The organism is Kitasatospora sp. NPDC004289 (genome assembly GCF_053602875.1).
This window is the reverse complement of sequence record NZ_JBSGEL010000066.1, coordinates 21,208-40,914: the sequence shown is the minus strand read 5'-3', so window position 1 is coordinate 40,914 and position 19,707 is coordinate 21,208. Positions and strand designations below refer to the sequence as shown.

17 protein-coding genes are annotated in these 19,707 nt (G+C 74.5%); 5 read left to right on the top strand and 12 right to left on the bottom strand.

Going from position 1 to position 19,707, the window contains the following annotated elements:
• Positions 1–374 precede the first annotated feature (374 nt).
• Positions 375–1,697, bottom strand: a complete 1,323-nt coding sequence (locus tag ACWEPF_RS31900) for an FAD-dependent oxidoreductase (protein ID WP_345284785.1) — start codon at positions 1,695–1,697, stop codon at positions 375–377.
• 352 nt (positions 1,698–2,049) lie between these two features.
• Positions 2,050–2,958, bottom strand: coding sequence for a TIGR01777 family oxidoreductase (locus ACWEPF_RS31895; protein WP_449796810.1), 909 nt, complete (start codon positions 2,956–2,958; stop codon positions 2,050–2,052).
• 123 nt (positions 2,959–3,081) lie between these two features.
• On the opposite strand from ACWEPF_RS31895, the gene ACWEPF_RS31890 reads away from it, so the two are divergent.
• The 3 genes from ACWEPF_RS31890 (at position 3,082) to pdxR (ending at position 6,266) form a co-directional block, all read left to right on the top strand.
• Positions 3,082–3,588: an N-acetyltransferase family protein gene (locus tag ACWEPF_RS31890; protein ID WP_449796809.1), complete on the top strand. Its 507-nt coding sequence runs from the start codon at positions 3,082–3,084 to the stop codon at positions 3,586–3,588.
• Positions 3,589–3,662: 74 nt separating this feature from the next.
• Positions 3,663–4,595, top strand: coding sequence for a DUF2510 domain-containing protein (locus ACWEPF_RS31885; protein WP_452175280.1), 933 nt, complete (start codon positions 3,663–3,665; stop codon positions 4,593–4,595).
• A gap of 183 nt (positions 4,596–4,778) precedes the next feature.
• On the top strand, positions 4,779–6,266 hold the full coding sequence (gene pdxR / locus ACWEPF_RS31880; RefSeq protein WP_452175279.1) for a MocR-like pyridoxine biosynthesis transcription factor PdxR: 1,488 nt from the start codon (positions 4,779–4,781) through the stop codon (positions 6,264–6,266).
• 72 nt (positions 6,267–6,338) lie between these two features.
• Here the strand turns inward: pdxR and ACWEPF_RS31875 are convergent, their stop codons facing one another.
• Positions 6,339–6,938, bottom strand: a complete 600-nt coding sequence (locus tag ACWEPF_RS31875; RefSeq protein ID WP_452175278.1) for a phosphoribosylanthranilate isomerase — start codon at positions 6,936–6,938, stop codon at positions 6,339–6,341.
• 129 nt (positions 6,939–7,067) lie between these two features.
• On the opposite strand from ACWEPF_RS31875, the gene ACWEPF_RS31870 reads away from it, so the two are divergent.
• Positions 7,068–8,021 carry a DMT family transporter gene (locus tag ACWEPF_RS31870; RefSeq protein ID WP_452175277.1) on the top strand — a complete coding sequence of 318 codons (954 nt, stop codon included), beginning with the start codon at positions 7,068–7,070 and terminating at the stop codon, positions 8,019–8,021.
• On the opposite strand, the gene fxsT is transcribed toward ACWEPF_RS31870, so the two are convergent.
• From fxsT to cobU, 9 genes are all read right to left on the bottom strand, one after another.
• On the bottom strand, positions 7,990–10,527 hold the full coding sequence (gene fxsT / locus ACWEPF_RS31865) for an FxSxx-COOH system tetratricopeptide repeat protein (protein WP_452175276.1): 2,538 nt from the start codon (positions 10,525–10,527) through the stop codon (positions 7,990–7,992). The genes ACWEPF_RS31870 and fxsT overlap by 32 nt on opposite strands.
• Positions 10,524–10,943 carry a hypothetical protein gene (locus tag ACWEPF_RS31860; protein WP_452175275.1) on the bottom strand — a complete coding sequence of 140 codons (420 nt, stop codon included), beginning with the start codon at positions 10,941–10,943 and terminating at the stop codon, positions 10,524–10,526. Before ACWEPF_RS31860 ends, fxsT begins: the two co-directional genes overlap by 4 nt.
• 85 nt (positions 10,944–11,028) lie before the next feature.
• Positions 11,029–11,544: a DUF4240 domain-containing protein gene (locus ACWEPF_RS31855; protein ID WP_452175274.1), complete on the bottom strand. Its 516-nt coding sequence runs from the start codon at positions 11,542–11,544 to the stop codon at positions 11,029–11,031.
• A gap of 155 nt (positions 11,545–11,699) precedes the next feature.
• Complete coding sequence (gene sucB / locus ACWEPF_RS31850) at positions 11,700–13,403, bottom strand: 2-oxoglutarate dehydrogenase, E2 component, dihydrolipoamide succinyltransferase (protein ID WP_452175273.1); 1,704 nt, start codon at positions 13,401–13,403, stop codon at positions 11,700–11,702.
• 63 nt (positions 13,404–13,466) lie between these two features.
• Positions 13,467–14,855: a dihydrolipoyl dehydrogenase gene (lpdA, locus tag ACWEPF_RS31845; protein ID WP_380150196.1), complete on the bottom strand. Its 1,389-nt coding sequence runs from the start codon at positions 14,853–14,855 to the stop codon at positions 13,467–13,469.
• Positions 14,856–15,234: 379 nt separating this feature from the next.
• On the bottom strand, positions 15,235–16,728 hold the full coding sequence (locus ACWEPF_RS31840) for a leucyl aminopeptidase (RefSeq protein WP_452175272.1): 1,494 nt from the start codon (positions 16,726–16,728) through the stop codon (positions 15,235–15,237).
• Between the two features lie 242 nt (positions 16,729–16,970).
• On the bottom strand, positions 16,971–17,714 hold the full coding sequence (locus tag ACWEPF_RS31835; RefSeq protein WP_452175271.1) for an adenosylcobinamide-GDP ribazoletransferase: 744 nt from the start codon (positions 17,712–17,714) through the stop codon (positions 16,971–16,973).
• 5 nt (positions 17,715–17,719) lie between these two features.
• Entirely contained in the window at positions 17,720–18,838 is a 1,119-nt protein-coding gene (locus ACWEPF_RS31830; protein ID WP_452175270.1) for a nicotinate-nucleotide--dimethylbenzimidazole phosphoribosyltransferase, read from the bottom strand.
• A gap of 11 nt (positions 18,839–18,849) precedes the next feature.
• Positions 18,850–19,413, bottom strand: coding sequence for a bifunctional adenosylcobinamide kinase/adenosylcobinamide-phosphate guanylyltransferase (gene cobU / locus ACWEPF_RS31825; protein WP_449796802.1), 564 nt, complete (start codon positions 19,411–19,413; stop codon positions 18,850–18,852).
• Between the two features lie 88 nt (positions 19,414–19,501).
• Between cobU and ACWEPF_RS31820 the strand changes: the two genes are divergently transcribed.
• Positions 19,502–19,702 carry a hypothetical protein gene (locus ACWEPF_RS31820; RefSeq protein ID WP_380150199.1) on the top strand — a complete coding sequence of 67 codons (201 nt, stop codon included), beginning with the start codon at positions 19,502–19,504 and terminating at the stop codon, positions 19,700–19,702.
• The last annotated feature ends 5 nt before the right edge of the window (positions 19,703–19,707 follow it).

The following is a 19,707-nucleotide window of genomic DNA, read 5'->3' as shown; positions in this document are numbered from 1 at the left end:
CATCGGACCACGGCTTGGCTACGTCCCAGTCCCAGTTGACCTCGGTCAGGTCGAGCGCGGGGTCGAGCCGGGAGGGCACCCGCTGGGCCGGGCCGGGAGGCCCGGGGGCGCGAGGAACTGCGCGGGTCGGAAGGCGGCTCGCCTGCAACTTGACCGCCGTCAGCCAGTTGCACGTGCTGCTGTCCCCCCGCGCGCCGTTCCCTGCGCCCCTGCGGGGCGCTGCCCTGCCGGGCCGGGAGGCCCGGGGGCGCGAGGAACTGCGCGGGTCGGGAGGCGGCTCACCGGCAGCTGAACCGCCGTCAGCCGGTTGCCCGTGCTGCCTTTCCACCCCGCGCCGTTCCCCGCGCCCCTGCGGAGCGTTGCCCGGCCGGCCGCTACGCGGCCTCCGCCGCGCGGGCCGTGGCCGGGAGGCCGAGGTCGCGCAGGACGGCGTGGGCGGCGCGGCGGGCGGAGACCAGGGCGCCCTGGAGGGTGCTGGTGTCGCGGTGGTCGCCGCAGACGTAGAGGCCCGCCAGGACCCGGACGGGCCGTCGGAGGTTGTGCGGCGGCGGCATCGCCGGTACCGCGTCCGGAAGGTGCCGCACCGTCAGGAACTCCCACCGCGAGGCCTCCGCCCCGTACAGCTCGGCGAGGCGCCGCCGCAGGACCGGCTCGTACCCGGCCGCCCCGCCGTGGTCGAAGTGCCGGGCGCCGAGCACGGTGGTGGCGATCAGCGCCCGCCCGGCCGGGGCGTACCCCTCGGAGACGTCGCTGAGCACCAGCGAGTGCGAGAGCACCGCCCGTCCGCCCGTCCGGTCCCCGTCGAGCAGCAGGACCGGTTCGCCCAGCGGGGAGTGGTCGGCCACGTGGTAGTAGGTGGTGACGGGGTGGAAGGCGGGCAGCCGCAGCCCCGGGAGGAGGTCGGCGGCGGAGCGGGCGTCGGTGGCGAGCACCACCGCGCGGGCGGCGATCCGGCCGTGGGCGGCCGTTTCGACGCCGTCGGCGGAGACCGAGGTGGCCCGGACGCCGAGCCGCAGCGTCCCGGCGGGCAGGCCCTCGGCGAGCTGTTCGGGGACGGCGGCCAGTCCGGCCGCCGGGAGACAGAGACGACCGCGGGCGTAGGAGCGCAGCACCAGGTCGGCGACCCGGCTGCTGGTGCCGAGTTCGGGGTCGCTGAGCAGGGCGCCGAGCAGGGGCCGCAGCAGGCCGTCCACCGTGCGCGGGGAGTGGCCGCGGTCGGCGAGGGCGCGGGCGGTGGTGGTCTCCGGGCGGGCCAGCAGCCGGGCGGCCGGGGTGGCGGCGAGCCGGCCGAGGGCGGAGGTGAGCCGGGCCCGGTCCAGCGGACTGCCGAACGGGCCGCGCACGCTCGCCGTCCTGGTGGCGCCCTGCGGGTCCCCGAACCGGTGCCGTCGGCCGCCGCTGTGCACCAGGACGCCGGGCGCGAGCGGTCGCAGCTCCAGCCGGTCCAGGTCGAGCCGCCGCCCGGGCTCCGGGAAGTCGGTGTTGAGCAGTTGGCCGCCGTGGTCGAGCCGGAAGCCGTCCAGCTCGTGGGCGGCCAGCCGGCCGCCGAGCCGTTCGGTGGCCTCCAGGACCTGGACGGCGAGGCCGTGGCCCGTCAGCGTGCGGGCGGTGGCCAGTCCGGCGAGTCCGGCGCCGACCACGATCACGTCCGGGTCGGTCCGGCGACGGGTGCGGCGGTTGAAGTCGTGTGCGGGCACGGGTGTGCTCCCTCCCTGGTCCCGGGGCTGCGGCCGGGCAGGCCGCAGGGTGCCGGGACACGGTCCGGGGAGGTGATGCCCCGTCAGTCGACGGATCAGGCCGCGACTTCGGTTCGAATCCCGAGGAGTGGGGACAGGAGGTGGGGCACGGTCACGGAGCGTGCGCCTGAAGGGCGCATCGGACGGATTCGTGGGCGCGTTCCGTCACCGGGGGCGCGCAATGCGCTGCGGCAGTGCTGCCGTGCGCCCCCTGCGACCACCCTCCCGTGACCTGCCCGCGCCACCTCGGAACGACCCGGAACCACCACGACCGGAGCCCCGCCCGCCGCAAGCGCAAGCCCCCTGCGGGGTACTAGGCGACCGCCGCCCGGACCACCGCCTCCGCCGTCGGCTGCCGGAACCGGAAGCCCGCCTCCAGAAGTCGTTCGGGGACGACCCGGTGACTGCCCGTCACCTCGACCGCCATCTCGCCCAGTGCGGCCTTGAGCGCGAACTGCGGCACCGGGAAGGGCGTCGGCCGCCCCAGCGCCCGGCCGAGCAGCTCGGTCATCGCCCCGTTGGTCACCGGCTCCGGGCCGGTCAGGTTGAAGGAGCCGGAGAGCCCGGGCGTGTCGACCAGGTACCGCAACGCGGCCACCTCGTCCTCCAGCGAGATCAGGCTCCAGTACTGGTGCCCGTCGCCCAGCCGGCCGCCGAGGCCGAGCTTGAACAGCGGCAGCAGCCGCCCGCCCGCGCCGCCGCCCGGGGCCAGCACCAGCCCCGTCCGGGCGTGGGCGACCCGGATCCCGGCCGCCTCGGCCGGGGCGGTGGCCGCCTCCCACTCGACGCAGATCCGGGCCAGGAAGTCGTCGCCGGCCGGGGCCCGTTCGTCGATGACCTGCTCGCCGGTCTGCCCGTAGTAGCCGACCGCCGAGCCGCTGACCAGCACCCGGGGCGGCTCCTTCAGCTCGGCCAGCGCGGCCGCCAGGGTCTCGGTGCCGAGCACCCGGCTGTCCCGGATCTCGCGCTTGTAGGCCTCGGTCCACCGCCGGTCGCCGACGCCCGCCCCGGCCAGGTGCACCACCGCCTCGACACCGGCCAGCCCGGCCCGGTCGATCTCCAGCCGGGTCGGGTTCCAGCCGACGCCCACCGTCCCGTCCGGCTGCACGCCGGTCCGGGACCGCTGCCGCACCAGCCGCACCACTTCGTGGCCGTCCGTCAGAAGCGAGCGGACGAGCGCCGAACCGATCAGTCCCGTGGATCCAGTCACCGCGATACGCATGGCCCCATCCTGGCAGGTCGCCCCGGACGCTCCGCACCGGCACGGCCGTGGCCGCAGCGCCGGCCGCACCGCCCAGGGTGAGCCGGGGGAATTCCCGGCCGGGCGGGCACCCCCGTCGTTACGATGACGACCATGGGAGCCGACGACCTGTTGATACGCACCGCCAGGGACGAGGACGAGGAGGTGATCGCCCGGATCGACCGCGAGGCCTGGTCCTGGCTGAGCGACGTCGTCCCGCGGCCGGAGGAGAACGCCGAGATCTTCGACGACCGCCGCCTGCCCGAGCAGTTCCTGGTCGCCGAACTCGACGGCGAGGTGGTCGGCCACATCCGCCAGGCCCCGCCCACCCCGCTGGTCAGCAACCGGCACGTGCGGCAGATCCAGGGCCTCGCGGTCTCGCCCGACGCCCGCGGGCGCGGCGTCGGCCAGGCCCTGGTCGAGGCGGCCTGCGCGGTGGCCAAGGCCGACGGCATCCGCAAGATGACCCTGCGCGTACTGGGCCACAACGCCCCCGCCCGCCGCCTGTACGAGCGCTGCGGCTTCGTCGTGGACGGCGTGCTGCCGGAGGAGTTCTGGATCGACGGCCGCTACGTGGACGACATCTGGATGGGCCGCCCGCTCGCCTCCTGAGCGGCCGCCCGCCGCGCACTGACGCTTCGTCAACTGCCCTGACAGCTCGAACGGCTGAGCGCTACCGTACCGGGATGAGCTACTCGACGCCGCCCGGCTGGTACCCCGTGCTCGAACCGGGGCCGGACGGCCTGCCCCGCGAGCGCTGGTGGGACGGCGCCGCCTGGACCGACGAGTACCGCCCGCCCGGCCAGGGCGGCGCCGCGGCACCGCAGGACGCGCTCCCGGACCGCCCCGCTCCGCCCGGCCGGCGCCGCACGGTGCTGGTGACCGCCGGTCTGGTGGTGCTGGCCCTGGCGGCGGGCACCGCCTTCTGGCTCGGCCGGGGCGGCGGCGACGGGAAGCAGGCCCAACTCCCGCCCCCGAGCGCCACGGTGAGCACCTCGGCCGCCCCCTCACCGTCGCCCTCACCGTCGCCCTCGTCCTCGCCCACCCCGAGCCCGGCGCCGACGGAGACGTCCGCGCCCATCCCCTCCCCGGTGGTGCCGAGCAGCACGCCGCTGCAGTCCTTCGGCTCGCTCCCGGACACCACCCACGGCTGGCGGGTGCCGCTCCCGGCCGGCTGGAAGAACAACCGGCCCGACGGCGACTCCGTGCTGCTCAACTTCACCACCCGGCCCTACGACTGCTCGATCGGCGACGGCTCCTGCGCGCGCGGCGTCTTCGAGGTGATCGCCGACGCGTTCAGCGGCCCCAACGCCCAGGCCGTGGCCGAGGAGCGGATGGAGGAGTACGCCCCGCTGATGTTCGGCAAGCTCAGCTCCCACCGCCGCCTCGCCTCCGGCCCGGTCACCGTGGCCGGTGTCCCCGGCTACGCCGAACGCTGGCAGGTCGACCCGGCCACGGGCGTCAACGGCCAGGCCGTGGTGGCCGCGGTCCCCTCCGCAGGCGGCGGCTACGCCGTCCTGGTCGGCTCGGTCGACGAGCACCCGGACGCCCCGCCCGCCGAGCTCCTCGACCAACTCATCGCCGCCATCCGCCCGTTGTCCACCCAGGGCGGCACCTGACCGCCGCTCTGCCGCCTGCCTGCCCGCTGCATCGCCGCCCGCCGCCGTTCTGTCGCCTGCCTGCTCGCTTGTTGCTTCGCTGCCCCACCGCTGCCCCACCGCTGCCCCGCCGCATCGCCGTCGGGACCCCGGCACGGCCGCTGTGACAGACTGGCCGCCCGGGAGCGAGGGGGGAGGGCGGTCGTGGCCTGGCACCTGTCGGTCGAGGTCGACCGCAGCTCGGCCACCTCGCTGGCCGGGCAGCTCCAGGACGCGCTGCGCCACCGGATCACCGACGGCGTCCTGCGCCCCGGCACCCGCCTGCCCTCCACCCGACGGCTCGCCGAGGACCTCGGCGTCTCCCGCAGCGTCGCCGTCGAGGCGTACGAACAGCTCGCCGCCGAGGGGTGGTTGACCGGTCGGCACGGCTCCGGCACCTGCGTCGCCGACCGGGCCGGCGGCACCGACTCCACCGCCCCGCCGCCCGCCGTCGCCCTCCGCGAGCCCGAACCGGCCGCCCCCGTCCGCTGGGACCTGCGCACCGGCCGTGCCGACCCCGGCAGCTTCCCCCGCCAGGAGTGGCTCGCCAGCTACCGCACCGTCCTGGCCGCCGCCGGGCGGGAGGAGTTGGACTACCCGCCGGTCGCCGGGCATCCGTCGCTGCGCCGGGCCCTGGCGGACTACCTCGGCCGGGTCCGCGGCGTCCGCACCGAGGCCGGTTCGGTGATGGTGACGGCCGGCTTCGCCCAGGGGCTCTCGCTGCTCTGCGAGGCGCTGCCCCGGCTCGGCATCCGCACCCTCGCGGTGGAGGACCCGGGGCACCGGAGCCAGCGCCGCTTCATCGAGGAGTGCGGGATGCGGGTGGTCCCCGTCCGGGTGGACCACGAGGGCATCGACGTACGGGAGTTGGCCGCCAGCGGTGCCCGCGCCGTGCTCGTCACGCCCGCGCACCAGTACCCGACCGGCGTGGTGCTCTCACCCGCCCGGCGGCAGGCCTTGGTCCGCTGGGCCCGGGAGAGCGACGGCCTGGTGGTCGAGGACGACTATGACGGCGAGTTCTGGTTCGACCGCGAGGTCCGTCCGGCCGCCCTCCAGGAGCTCGCGCCCGAGCACGTGGTCTACGCGGGCACCGCCAGCAAGGCGCTGGTGCCCGGGCTGCGGATCGGCTGGCTCGCCGTCCCGCCGCTGCTCATGGCCGCGCTCGACCGGGTCCGCTCCCGGCGCGACCTGGGCACCGACGGCCTCACCCAGTGCGCCTTCGCCGAACTGATCACCAGCGGGCTGCTCGACCGCCACCTCCGCCGGGTCCGGGCCCGCTACCGCCGCCGCCGCGAGGCCTTCACCCGGGCCGCCGCCGAACTCCTCCCCGAGGCCACCCTGCTCGGCGTCTCCGCCGGGCTCCACGGCTACCTCCAACTCCCGCCCACCACCGACGAGTCGGCCCTCACCGCGGCAGCGCTCACCCGCTCCGTCCTGGTCCACGGCGGCGCCCACCACCAGGTCACCCCGGGCCCCCGTCCCCCCGCCCTGGTGATCGGCTACGCCCACCTCCCGCTCGCCGGCATCACCGACGCCCTGACCGCGCTCCGCGACGCCCTCGCCGAGCAGCATCGGGTGGTCACTCCAGGGGCGCGAGGAACTGCGCGCAGGGGCACGGCACCACGTGCAACTGGCTCACGTGCCCCGATCTAGCACTGAGCCGCCTTCCGGACTCGCGCAGTTCCTCGCGCCCCTGGGGTCGCTGCCCTGCCGAGCGTCAGTCCGTCAGTCCGCCTTCGCCGCCCGGACGAACTCGGTGATCAGCGCCGGGTCCTTCACCCCGCGCCGCACCTCCACCCCGCTCGACACGTCCACCCCCCACGGCCGCGCCGCCGCGATCGCCTCCCGCACGTTCCCCGGCGTCAGCCCGCCCGCCAGCAGCCACCGCCCGCCCGGCGGCTTCGCCCCCAACTCGGCCCAGTCCCACGCCTCCCCGGAGCCGGGCACCGGCGAGTCCAGCAGCAGCAGGTCCTCACCGAAGTCCCCGCAGGACGCCCCCGCCGCGGCCGCCGCCGAGGTCGCCCGGATCAGCGGCACCCCGAGGTCGGCCAACTCCGCGAAGGCGGCGGGCGGATGGTTCCCGTGCAGCTGCGCCGCCCCGACCCCGGAAGCCCGCACCATCTCCCGCACGTACGCGGCCGGCTCCTCCCGGAACACCGCCACCGACAGCACCCCCTCGGGCACCCCGGCCAGCAACTCCCGCACCAGCTCCGGCGTCACCCGCCGCGGGCTCTCGGTCAGCACGAACCCGACCGCATCGGCACCGGCCTCGACGGCGGCCGCGACATCCGGCGCGGTGCTCAGACCGCAGATCTTGACGAACACGTCCCCGCTCACTCCCACTCGACGGCCCTGCCAGCCTAGTGCCGTTCCCGGACGGCGCCCCAAGTGGTCCGGTGCCCCCACCTCGAAGTGGTCGGGCGCACCGGACCACTCTCACGCAGGCTGCTGCCCATGACCCCGGACTCCCGTACCCTGCGCGGCAGCCTCGCCGCCGCCACCGCGATGACCGCCGTCGGCAGCTCCGCCGCTGTCAGCCCGCTGCTCGCCGCCTACCCCCTCCTCGCCGGCCAGGGTTGGCGCTACCTGGCCGCCGGACTGATCCTCCTGCTCCCCGGCCGTCGCCTCCCACCGCCACCCCGCCTGACCACCCGTCAGCGGGGCCGTGTCCTGGCCCTCGCGGCCACCGGCATGGCCGGGTTCAACGTCTGCCTGCTCAACGCCGTCGCCCACGCCGACGCCGCGACCGTCGGTGCCGTGATCGGCGCCACCCCGGTCCTCCTCGCCGTCACCGGACCGCTCCTCGACCGTCGCCGCCCCTCCGCCCGGATCGCCGTCAGCAGCCTGCTCACCGTCGCCGGCGTCCTGCTGATCCAGAACCACAGCACCGCCGCCACCCCCACCGGACTCCTCTACGCGGCCGGGGCCCTCGCCTGCGAGTGCTGCTTCTCCCTGCTCGCGGTCCCGCTCCTCCCCGTCCTCGGCCCGCGCCGCCTCTCCGCCCTCGCCTGCCTGACCGCCGCTCCGCTCCTGGCAGCCGCCTCCGCCCTCCTCGAAGGAGGCCACGCCCTCCGCCTCCCGACCCCCACCGAGGCCCTCGCCCTCTCCTACCTCACCGTCGTCGTCACCGCGCTCGCCTTCTTCCTCTGGTACGCCGGCGTGGCCCGCCTGGGCGTCGACCGCGCCGGCCTCTTCGCCGGCCTGATCCCGCTCGCCGCCGCCCTGCTCGGCGCCCTCCTCGGCACCGCCCCCCTCACCCCGCCCGTCCTCCTCGGCGCCGCCCTGGTCGGCGCGGCGGTCGCCTTCGGTTCGGCCACACCACGGTCGGCCACCGCCCGGGACGCACGGGCCGGCGTCAAGGGCCCCCGCGAGCCCCTCAGACCGACTGCGTCTCCAGATCACGGCTGATCCACCGCCACTCCCGGCACGCGACGGTGCCGGGATGCTCCTCTCCGAGCACGCGTGCCAGCCCTGCCAGCGCCTCCTCCCGAAGCCGCACGGCCCGTTCGGGATCGGTGGTCCGTAGCGTCACCGCGCGGTTCGACAGGCAACCGAACACATCCGGATGCCCGGCTCCGTGCCGGGCGGCCAGGCCCTCGTACGCGGCCCTTCCCAGCTCCGCGGCCCGTACCGTCTCCCCTTGCTCCGCAAGCGAGTTGGCGAGGTTGACCATGGCGATCAGGGTGTGCGGATGCGTCGGGCCGGCCACCTCGCGCAGCCCGGCCACGCTCCGGGTGCCGTGCAGCACGGCCTGCCCGACCGCCCCGCAGGCCCGCAGGTGGATCCCGAGCCCGTTCTCGCAGACGAGGGTGAAGACGTGCTCCCGACCGAACAGCCGCTGATGCCCGGTCAGCGCCCGCTCCGCCAACTCCCGTGCCCGCTCGGACTCCCCGCAGGCCCCGTACGCGGCGGCCAGGTCCAGTTCGCAGCCCAACGCGTCCGCCGAATCCCGGCCGTAGTGCCCGGCGTACGCCTCGTGGGCCCGCAGAGCCGGCTCCAGCGCCCCGCGCGGATCCCCGCTGCGGCGCAGCGAGATGGCGAGCGAACGGGTGTTGCGCAGCCGCCCCGCCCGGTACGGCGGCGCACCCACGTCCTCGGCCCCGACCTCCCGCAACACCTCCACCGATCCCCGGAAGTCGCCGATCTCGCGCAGGTCCCGGGCCAGGCTGTTGGCGATCGCGAGCGTCCGGGGATCCTCCGGCCCCACCACCTCCCGGAAGCTGCGGAAGGTCTCCTCCCGCAGCTCGGCGGCCTCGTCACTCCGCCCGAGGGCTCGCAGGTCGGCGGCGAGCGAGACGGCGGTGGTCAGAGCCTGCGGGTCGCGCTCGCCGAGCAGTTCGACCTGTGCGCGATGGGTCGTGCTGTCCAGCGCGTACGCCTCGGCGTAACTGCCTTGGGAACGGAGGACGGTGCCCAGAAGGTGCTCCATCCGCAGCAGTTGCTCCTGGAGCGCCGAGTCGTCCGGGTCCTCCGCGAACCGGTCGCGCCAACGCGTTGCCACCTCTCGGGCCAGCCGCTGCGCACTGTCGAGGGCGAGGAACCGGCGCAGGTAGCGCACCCGGTCGAGCAGCAGCTCACGGGTCTCGGGCTCGTCGCAGGACAGTGCGAGCGAGGGGGTCAGGTGCGGCCAGATCAGGCGGAAGGCCGGCCAGTTGACGGTGCTGTCGGCATCCCCGTCCGGAGGGCGCGCGCTGACCAGGAGGCGGTGGACCAGGTGCATCGCGGTCTCCTGCTCGACGGGCTCCATGCCGTTGCGGATGACCGCCTGCACGAGCCGGTGCAGCTGTACGGTCCTCGTGCCGGCGTCGACCCGCGCCAGCGCGTACCTCCCGACCGTCCGCAGCGCCTGCCCCAAGGTGACGGGGTCGTCCAGCCCCTGGCCGTAGCGGCTCAGTGCCGCGCTGGTCCCTTCCGAGTAGAACAGGTCGAGGGCGATCGGCTCCGGGGCCAGGAATGCACAGAGCTCCAACAGCCGTACAGCCGAGGGGGATTGCGCCCGTACTTGGGCGATCGACACCTGCCAGGTCGCGTCGAAGCGCTGCAGCGGATCGGCGCCGAGCACCCGAGCCGCCCCTGCCCGCAGTTCCTCCACGTACCGGCTGACCGGCATCCCGCTCTCGGTGAGCCAGGCGGCCGCGATGCCCACCGCGAGGGGCAGGTCCCCCACCGCCTCGGCCACGTGGTCCGCGTCCTCCCGCGTCAGCGCGGCAGCACGCCGGCACAGGTGGTCGACGCTCTCCGCCCGGGTGAACACGCTGACCGGCAGGACCTCCGCGAGCCCGGTCCAGCCGGGGTTGCGCGAGGTGACCAGGGTCCGTCCCGGACCGTCCGGCAGGAAGTCCCGCAGGGCCTCCGGAGCGTCGGCGTTGTCGAACACCAGCAGCCAGCGCGAGGTCGGCACCCCACGCCGCAGTGCGTCCTTGAGCAGCCCCACCGGATCGGCGTCCGCGTCCACCGGCAGGCCGATCCGCTGCGCCAAGCGGGCCAGTGCGGCCGGAATCAGTGCGGCCTGCTCCGCGTCGATCCACCACACCAGGTCGTACCGGTCCCGGTAGCGGTGCGCGTACTCCAGGGCCAGCTGGGTCTTCCCGACCCCGCCGAGGCCCTGCAGGGTCTGCGGCGCGGTCACCACCGCCGTCGTGCTCGCGCCGAGCCGCAGGTGCAGCTCGGCGAGCAGTTCGGCCCGACCGGTGAACGACGGGTTCCGCGGTGGCACGGACCAGTGCGTCGGGGTGCCGGACGGCAGGGCGACGGCCGGAGCCGCCGGTGCCGCCGGTGCGTCAGGCGGCACCGCGGACCGGGGCAGGACGAGGTCCCCGTTGACCACCAGACCGATGTGCCGTGCCGTCAGGCCGCGCTCACCGTGCGAGCTGAACTGCCCCGCGGCGGCCGGCGGCTCCTCCGGACGGCTCACAGCTGGAACCTCGCGTGGTCCCCGGTCGATATCACCGTGCCGATCCGCTGGGCCGCGATGCCCCGCTCGCCGGTGGCGGTGATCACGACCGGTGCTCCCACCGGGAGCAGGGCGGCGATCTCCGCCCTCAGCTGCTCGTCCTCGCGCAGCGCCCGCTCGATCTGCAGCCGAAGCTCCTCGGCGGCCTCCGGGCCCGCCCCGTCGGCCGCCAAGTCCTCGACGGCCACCTCCAGGGCGGCCCGGTCCGCGCGCCGGCGCCGCTGCCAGACCGCCTGGACGATCCGCCGTCCGACGTTCGCCGTGCCGTCCACCGCCGCGTCCTGCGCCCTCGTCAGGACACCTGCTCCGTAGGCCGTCACGGCGGCCCCCACGTAGGGCCCGATCTGCCCGACAAGCTCCGCCACCTCGGCCGACATGCCACCCCCTCGGTCGCTGTTCCGGTCACACTCCTCCAGGAGTTCCCAACTCCTGTTCGGGTCAACCGAGGTGGCGGCCGGGCAGTCAGTCCCCGAAGCGGGCCCACAACAGGGGATAGCGCTTCGCCATCTCCGTCGCGTCCTCGAAGTCGAAGGAGTCGCCCTCCGGACGCCGCGGCTGCTGCACGCCGAGGTCCGGCAGCGGAAGCCCCGTCAGCTGCTCGTGCGCCTCGTCGGCGGCGTAGCCGACGTCCTCGGCCTCGCCGTCCTCCTCCTCGTCGAAGTCCGGCACCAGCTCCGCCAAGGCGTCGGGCTCGTGCAGCGCACCCTCGAACACCTCCCGCCCCTGCGCGATCAGCCAGCAGCGGAAGTAGTCGAAGCTGTCCTCCGAAGCCCCGTCCAGCAACAGGTACGCCGCCCCCCACAGGTCGTACCGGTACGCCCGCTGGAACCGCGCCTCGAACAGCCGGGCGAAGTCCACCACGTCATCGGGCGTCAGCTGGGCCAGCCGCTCGACCAGCGCGTCCGCCTGCTCGTCCGGATCGCCCTCGGCCGTGTCCCGGCTCTCGTCGATCAACTGCCAGAAGTCCGTCTCGTACATCACCGCTCCAGCATCCTCGTTCCCCGCATCGGACGCTAACTCTGCCGTCCGACCGGCGGACGCGGCGGCGGAAACGCCAGGTGCCCCACCGGTCCGAAGACCGGTGGGGCACCTGTGCGTTCAGCGGAGCCGGAGCCCGTGAGGGGCCGTCAGGCTCAGAGGCCGAGCTCGACCTCGAACTCGCCCGCCTCGAGGATCTCCTTGACCGCGACCAGGTAGCGGGCGGCGTCGGCGCCGTCCACCAGGCGGTGGTCGTAGGAGAGCGAGAGGTAGGTCATGTCACGGACGCCGACGGCGGTCGCGCCGTCGACCTCGATGACGACCGGGCGCTTCACGGTGGCGCCGATGCCGAGGATCGCCGCCTGGTTCGGCGGGACGACCACGGTGTCGAACAGCGCACCGCGCGAGCCGGTGTTGCTGATGGTGAAGGTCGCACCGGACAGCTCGTCCGGGCTGATCTTGCTGCTGCGGACCTTGCCGGCCAGCTCGGCGGTCTTCTTGGAGATGCCGGCGATGTTGAGGTCGCCCGCGCCCTTGATGACCGGGGTCATCAGACCCTTCTCCGAGTCCACCGCGATACCGATGTTCTCGGTGTCGAAGTAGGTGATGGTGCCCTCGGCGTCGTTCAGGCGGGAGTTGACGACCGGGTTGGTCTTCAGCGCCTGGGCCGCGGCCTTCACGAAGAACGGCATCGGGGAGAGCTTGACGCCCTCGCGGGCCAGGAAGGACTCCTTGGCCTTGCCGCGCAGGGTCATGATCTTGGTGACGTCCACCTCGACCACGGTGGTCAGCTGGGCCTGCTCGTGCAGGGCCTTCAGCATGTTGTCGCCGATGACCTTGCGCATGCGGGTCATCTTGACCGTCTGACCGCGCAGCGGGGACGGGGCGGCGGCGGCCTTCGGCGCGGCGGCCGGGGCGGCGGCGACCGGCGCCGGAGCGGCGGCAGCGGCCTTGGCGGCCTCGGCGGCGGCCAGGACGTCCTGCTTGCGGATGCGACCGCCGACACCGGTGCCGGTGACGGAGGAGAGCGCGACGCCCTGCTCGGCCGCGAGCTTGCGGACCAGCGGGGTCACGTACGCGTCCGAGCTGTCGGCGACCGGGGCGGCCGGAGCGACCGGGGCCGGCGCGGCCACGGGGGCCGGAGCAGCGGCGGCCGGGGCCGGAGCGGCGACCGGAGCGGCCGGAGCCACCGGAGCCGGAGCGGCGGCCGGGGCCGGGGCGGCGGCGGCCGGAGCCGCACCCGCCGCACCGATCAGCGCGAGCTGGGCGCCGACCTCGGCGGTCTCGTCCTCGCCGACCAGGATCTTCACCAGGACGCCGGCGACCGGCGACGGGATCTCGGTGTCGACCTTGTCGGTCGAGACCTCGAGCAGCGGCTCGTCGATCTCGACGGTGTCGCCCTCGGCCTTGAGCCAGCGGGTGACGGTGCCCTCGGTGACCGACTCGCCGAGCGCCGGCAGCAGCACCGGGGTGGCGTCGGCGGCCGGGGCGGCAGCGGCCGGAGCAGCGGCGGCCGGAGCCGGCGCGGCGGCGGGGGCCTCGGCCACGGGGGCCGGGGCGGCGGCCGGGGCAGCCGGAGCGGCCTCGGCGACGGGGGCGGCAGCGGCGACCGGGGCGCCGGAGCCGTCGTCGATGATGGCCAGCTCGGCGCCGACCTCGACCGTCTCGTCCTCGGCGACCTTGATGGACGCCAGGATGCCGGAGACGGGCGCGGGGATCTCGGTGTCGACCTTGTCGGTCGACACCTCGAGCAGCGGCTCGTCGGCCTCGACGCGCTCGCCCTCGGCCTTCAGCCAACGGGTAACGGTGCCTTCGGAAACGCTCTCGCCCAGCGCGGGCAGTGTTACTGAGACCGCCATGGTTTCAGCGACTCCTATCAAGTCTTGCGTACAGGTATGGGGATACTGCCGGGGTGGGCGCGATCAGTCGTGCGCGTGCAGCGGCTTGCCCGCCAGCGCCAGGTGCGCCTCGCCGAGGGCCTCGGACTGCGACGGGTGCGCGTGGATGAGCTGGGCGACCTCGGCCGGCAGCGCCTCCCAGTTGTAGATGAGCTGGGCTTCGCCGACCTGCTCACCCATGCGGGCGCCGACCATGTGCACACCGACCACGGCGCCGTCCTTGACCTGGACGAGCTTGATCTCGCCGGCGGTCTTCAGGATCTTGCTCTTGCCGTTGCCGGCCAGGTTGTACTTGAGGGTGACGACCTTGTCCTTGCCGTACAGCTCGACGGCCTTGGCCTCGGTCAGACCCACGGAGGCGACCTCCGGGTTGGAGTACGTCACGCGCGGGACGCCGTCGTAGTCGATCGGCACGGCCTTCAGGCCGGCCAGGCGCTCGGCGACCAGGATGCCCTCGGCGAAGCCGACGTGGGCCAGCTGCAGGGTCGGGACGAGGTCACCGACGGCCGAGATGGTCGGCACGTTGGTGCGCATGTACTCGTCGACCAGGACGTAGCCGCGGTCCATGGCGACGCCCTGCTCCTCGTAGCCGAGGCCGGCCGAGACCGGGCCGCGGCCGATGGCGACCAGCAGCAGGTCGGCGTCGATGGTCTTGCCGTTCTCGGTGGAGACGCGGACACCGGTCTCGGTGTACTCGACGCCGGAGAAGCGGGCCTTGAGCTCGAACTTGATGCCACGCTTGCGGAAGGCCCGCTCCAGCAGCTTGGAGGAGTTCTCGTCCTCCAGCGGCGCCAGGTGCGGCAGGGCCTCGACGATGGTGACGTCGACGCCGAACGACTTCCAGACCGAGGCGAACTCGACGCCGATCACGCCACCGCCGAGGATGACGGCGGACTGCGGGATGCGGTCGAGCTTGAGCGCGTGGTCCGAGGAGATCACGCGGTCGCCGTCGATGTTCAGACCGGGGATCGACTTCGGCACCGAGCCGGTGGCCAGCACGATGTGCTTGCCCTGGACCCGCTGGCCGTTGACGTCCACCGAGGTCGGGGAGGACAGCCGGCCCTCGCCCTGGATGAAGGTGACCTTGCGGGAGGCGACCAGGCCCTGGAGGCCCTTGTACAGGCCGGCGATGACGTCGTCCTTGTACTTGTGGACGCCGTTGATGTCGATGCCCTGGAAGGTGGCCAGCACGCCGAACTCGGCGGCCTCCTTGGTCTCGTCCGCGATCTCGGCCGCGTGCAGCAGGGCCTTGGTCGGGATGCAGCCGCGGTGCAGGCAGGTGCCGCCCAGCTCACCCTTCTCGATCAGCGCCACGCTCTGGCCGAGCTGCGCGGCACGGAGCGCCGCGGCGTAGCCGCCGCTTCCGCCTCCGAGAATGACTACGTCGAAAACGGTGCTGGCGTCGTTCGCCACGTCACGTCCTCCATGCAAAGGGGTGCGGTTCGCCGGGCCGGTCGCGGTCCGGTGAGCGTGCGCCCTCGTAAGGCGCCCACGTCTTCCGGAGAAACATCTTCGCACTTGTTCGCGGCGGCTGGTGGCCGGGGCCACCGAGGCGGCACCGGCGGACCGCGGCGAGCGGTGCCCGATGTCCCCTGTGTGAGGGTATCTCCGCAGCTCACGGATGGGTAACGGCGGGGGAGAAGGGGGTGCCCGGACCCCTGCCGCCCCAGTTGTTCCGCACTACGGAACAAAGTTTCGCCTATGGCGAACAGACGTTGTCAGAAACGGGCCCGGCGTATTACCAGCAGGTAACTGGCAATGCGCCGGGCCCGTGAGCGCGCTAGCGGAGGATTCAGGCCTTCGCGTTGGCGGTGTCCTCGGCGAAGCGCAGCAGGGTGCGGATGGCCGAACCGGTGCCGCCCTTCGGGGTGTAGCCGTGCGGCGCGCCCTCGTGGAAGGCCGGGCCGGCGATGTCCAGGTGCGCCCAGTCGATGCCCTCGGCGACGAACTCCTTCAGGAACAGACCGGCCACCAGGCCGCCGCCCATCCGCTCGCCCATGTTCGCCAGGTCGGCCACGGTGCTCTCGGTCATGCCCTTGCGCAGCTCGACCGGCAGCGGCATCGGCCAGGACTGCTCGCCGGCCGCCTCGGCGGTGGCGTGCAGGCGGTCGCGCAGCTCGTCGCTGTTGGACATCACGCCGAAGATGCGGGTGCCCAGGGCCAGCACCATGGCGCCGGTCAGGGTGGCCACGTCGACGATGACGTCCGGGTTCTCCTCGCCGGCCTTCACGATCGCGTCGGCCAGCACCAGGCGGCCCTCGGCGTCCGTGTTCAGCACCTCGACGGTCTTGCCGCCGTACATCCGCAGCACGTCACCCGGGCGGGTGGCGGTGCCGGACGGCATGTTCTCCGCCAGGGCGAGCCAGGCGGTGACGTTGACCTGCAGGCCCAGGCGCTTGGCCGCGACCACGGTGGCGAACACGGCGGCGGCGCCGGACATGTCGCACTTCATGGTCTCGTTGTGGCCGGCCGGCTTCAGCGAGATGCCGCCCGAGTCGTAGGTGATGCCCTTGCCGACGAAGGCGAGGGTGGCCTTGGCCTTCGGGTGGGTGTAGGCCACCTTCACCAGCCGGGGCGGGTTGGCCGAGCCGATGCCGACGCCCATCAGGCCGCCGAAGCCGCCCTTGGCCAGCGCCTTCTCGTCCAGCACCTCGACCTTGAGGCCGTGCTCCTTGCCGGCCGCGGTCGCGATCGCGGCGAAGGACTTCGGGTTGAGGTCGTTCGGCGCGGCGTTGATCAGGTCGCGGGCGCGGTTGATCTCCTCGCCGACCGCGGTGGCACGCTCGACGGCCGCCTTGGCGTCCTTGTTGCCCTTGCGGTCCACCAGCACGACCAGCTCGCCGACCGGCGCCTTGGCGTCGCTCTTGTACGAGCCGAAGGAGTACGAGCCCAGCAGACCGCCCAGCGCGACCGCCTCGACCTCCTCGGCGGAGGAGGCCGGCAGCGCCAGCGCGGCCTTCTTGGAACCGGCCAGCGCGCGGGCGGCCGCACCGGCGGCCTTGCGCAGCGCCTCCAGCCCGAAGCCCTGCTCGCCCTCACCGAGGCCGACCGCGAGCACGAGCGAGGCCTTCAGCCCGGCCGGGGCGGGGAGCTTGACGGCCTCGCCCTCGGCACCCGTCGCACCCAGGGTGGCGAGGACCTCGGCCAGCTTGCCCTCGAACGCCTCGGCCACCACCTCCGAGCCGGCAGCCGGAACCGGGCCCTTGGGGCCCTTGGCCACGCCGATCACCAGGGTGTCCGCACGCAGCGAGGCGGCGGAGGAGGTGCTCACAGACAGTGCAGTCACGTAAACGAGTCCTGTTCTTTCGCGGGTCCACGGCCGGTACGGGAGCCGCACCCGGCACAGTGCTCACCGCATGGTAGTCCGCATGCTGGGATGTCGCTGCAGCGCGTTGGTCACCTACGTCAGGACCGCTGGGGGTGCGAGGAACCGCGCGCAGGGGAACGGCAGCACGTGCGACTGGCTGACGGCGGTTCAGTTGCCGCCCGGCCGCCTTCCGGTTCGCGCGGTTCCCCACGCCCCCGGCATCACCAGATGACCGCGAGGCTGACCAGGGCCCCCGTCGTCGCCGTCTCGACCGTCGCGCCCAGGACGTCCCCCGTGGTGCCGCCCAACCGCCGTACGCAGCGCCGCAGCAGCAGCCATCCGCAGAGCAGCCCCACCACCAGCGCCACCCCGTACCGCGGTGCGTAGAGGCCCACCGCCACGGCCGCGAGCAGCGACCCGCCGAGCGCCGCGGGCAGCGGCACCGAAGCCGCCACCATCGCCCCCAGCCCGCCCGGGCGGGCGGCCGGCACCGAGCGCAGGCAGGCCCAGCCGAGCATGCACCGCCCGGCCAGCGCGGCGGTCAGCACCGCCACCGCCCCGCCCGCCGTCGAACGCCCGAACTCCTGGGCCAGCGCCGCGATCTGACCCAGCATCACCAGCAGCAGCACCAGCACCCCGAACGGCCCGATGTCCGACTGCTTCATGATCCGCAGCGCGTCCTCGGCGGGCTTTCCGCTGCCCAGCCCGTCGGCCACGTCCGCGAGCCCGTCGAGGTGCAGCCCCCGGGTCAGGAGGGCGAGCACGCCGATCGCGGCGACGGCTCCGAGCAGCGGCCCGCCCCGCCAGCACACCAGTGCGCCGACGAGAGCCGCCAGGCCACCGAGGACCAGGCCGGCCACGGGCGCCAGCGCCATCGCCCGCCCGCCGCTCCCGCGGTCCCAGCGCTCGACCCGGACCGGAAGGACCGTCAGCGTCCCGAAGGCGAACCGGAGCCCGTCGAGCAAGGGGTTCAGCCCCGGCCGAGCAGTTCGGCGGCGGTCGGCAGCGGCCGCGGCGCGGGCGGCTCGAAGGCGACCGCGGTGCCGGCCGGGACGTCCCCGGGGTCGGCGAGGGTGTCGGTGGCGGCCTGGAGCAGCGGCAGCGCCAGCAGCGCGCCGACGCCCTCGCCCATCGAGACCCCGAGGGTCTGGACGGGCGTCAGGGTGAGGCGGTCGTACGCCTTGGCCTGGGCCGGCTCGCCGGTGGACTGGCCGGCGCGCCACCACTCGGGGGCGCGGAAGGCGATCCGCTGGGCGACCAGCGCGCAGGCGGCGGAGACCACGCCGTCCAGCACCACCGGGAGCTTGCGCACGGCGGCCTGCAGCAGGAAGCCGGTGACGGCGGCGAAGTCCGCGCCGCCGACGGTGGCGAGCAGCGCCAGCTGGTCGCCGAGCACGGGGCGGGCCCGGCGCAGCGAGTCGCGGACGGCGGCGCACTTGACCATCCAGGTGCGGTCGTCGATGCCGGAGCCGCGCCCGGTGACGGCGGCCGCGTCGGTGCCGCAGAGCGCGCCGACCAGGACGGCGGCCACCGTGGTGGAGCCGACCCCGAGGTCGCCCAGCACCACCAGGTCGGTCCCGGCGTCGGCCTCCTCGTCGGCGACGGCCATGCCGGCCCGGAAGGCCTCGGCGGCCTGAGCGGCCGTCAGGGCGTCCTCCAGGTCGATCCGGCCGGAGCCGCGGCGGACCTTGAACCGGCTGACCTCCGCCGGGAACTCCTCGGGCCCGGCGTCCACGCCGACGTCCACCACGCGCAGGGCCGCGCCGTAGCGGCGGGCCAGCACCGCGACGGGGGCGGAGCCGTCCAGCACCGCGTGCACCCGGCGGGCGGTGCCGCCGGTCAGCTGGGAGACCCCGGCCGAGGCCACGCCGTGGTCCGCGGCGAACAGCACCACCTTGGCGGCGGTCAGCGGCCGTACGGGCGAGTGGCCCTGCACTCCGGCCAGCCAGGCACCCAGCTCCTCCAACTGCCCGAGGCCGCCGCGCGGCCGGTCGAGCTGCTGCCAGCGCTCCTCGCCGGCCCGGCGGGCGCTCTCGTCGGGGCGCTCCACGAGGGAGGAGAAAACGTCGAGATCCACGGTGGTGTCCATCGTCGGGAAGGCTACACGCCAGCGGGTTTGACGGTCAGTACCTGCCCGGCGACCACCAGCAGGACACGTTCGGAGGCGTCGGCCACGGCCATGTTCAGGCGGCCCAGGGTGTCGCGGAAGCGCCGCCCCGAGGCGGTGGCCGGGACGACGCCCATGCCGACCTCGTTGCTGACGGCGATCACCTGACGCTCCGTCACCTCCCACGCCCGGGCGAGCTCCGCGCAGCGGGCCAGCACGGCCGCCTCGGCCCCGCCCTCCCGCCAGGCGCCGTCCTCCCAGGCCCCGCACTCGTCCATCACGGCGGTGAGCCAGAGCGCCAGGCAGTCGATCAGCACCGGCGCCGGATCGGCGGCGTCCGCCAGCACGGCCGGGAGGTCGCAGGTCTCGGCCGTCCGCCAGCCCGCCGGCCGCCGCTCCCGGTGCAGCCGCACCCGGTCCGCCCAGTCCGCGTCCCCGTCCCGGGTCCCGCTGGTGGCGACGTACAGGACGTCCTCGTGCCCGGCGAGCAGTTGCTCGGCCCGGGTCGACTTGCCCGAACGGGCGCCGCCGAGGATCAGGGTGCGGGGCATCGACATGGTCACCATCCTCCCGCACGAGGCATGGGGCCCCGCCGGGCGGGCACGCTAACCTGCGCGCAGCGCAACCGAACTGAAGGAGACGGGCATGGTCTGGACGTGGCGGTACGAGAAGGCGGACGGCACCGCGGTGACCCTGCCGGGCGAGCAGGAGGAGTTCACCAGCCAGGGCGACGCGGAGTCCTGGGTCGGCGAGGCGTACAAGGACCTGCTCGACCAGGGCGTCGACAAGGTCGCGCTGCTGGACGACGGTGCGGTCGTCTACTCCATGAGCCTGCAGGAGGACTGACCGCC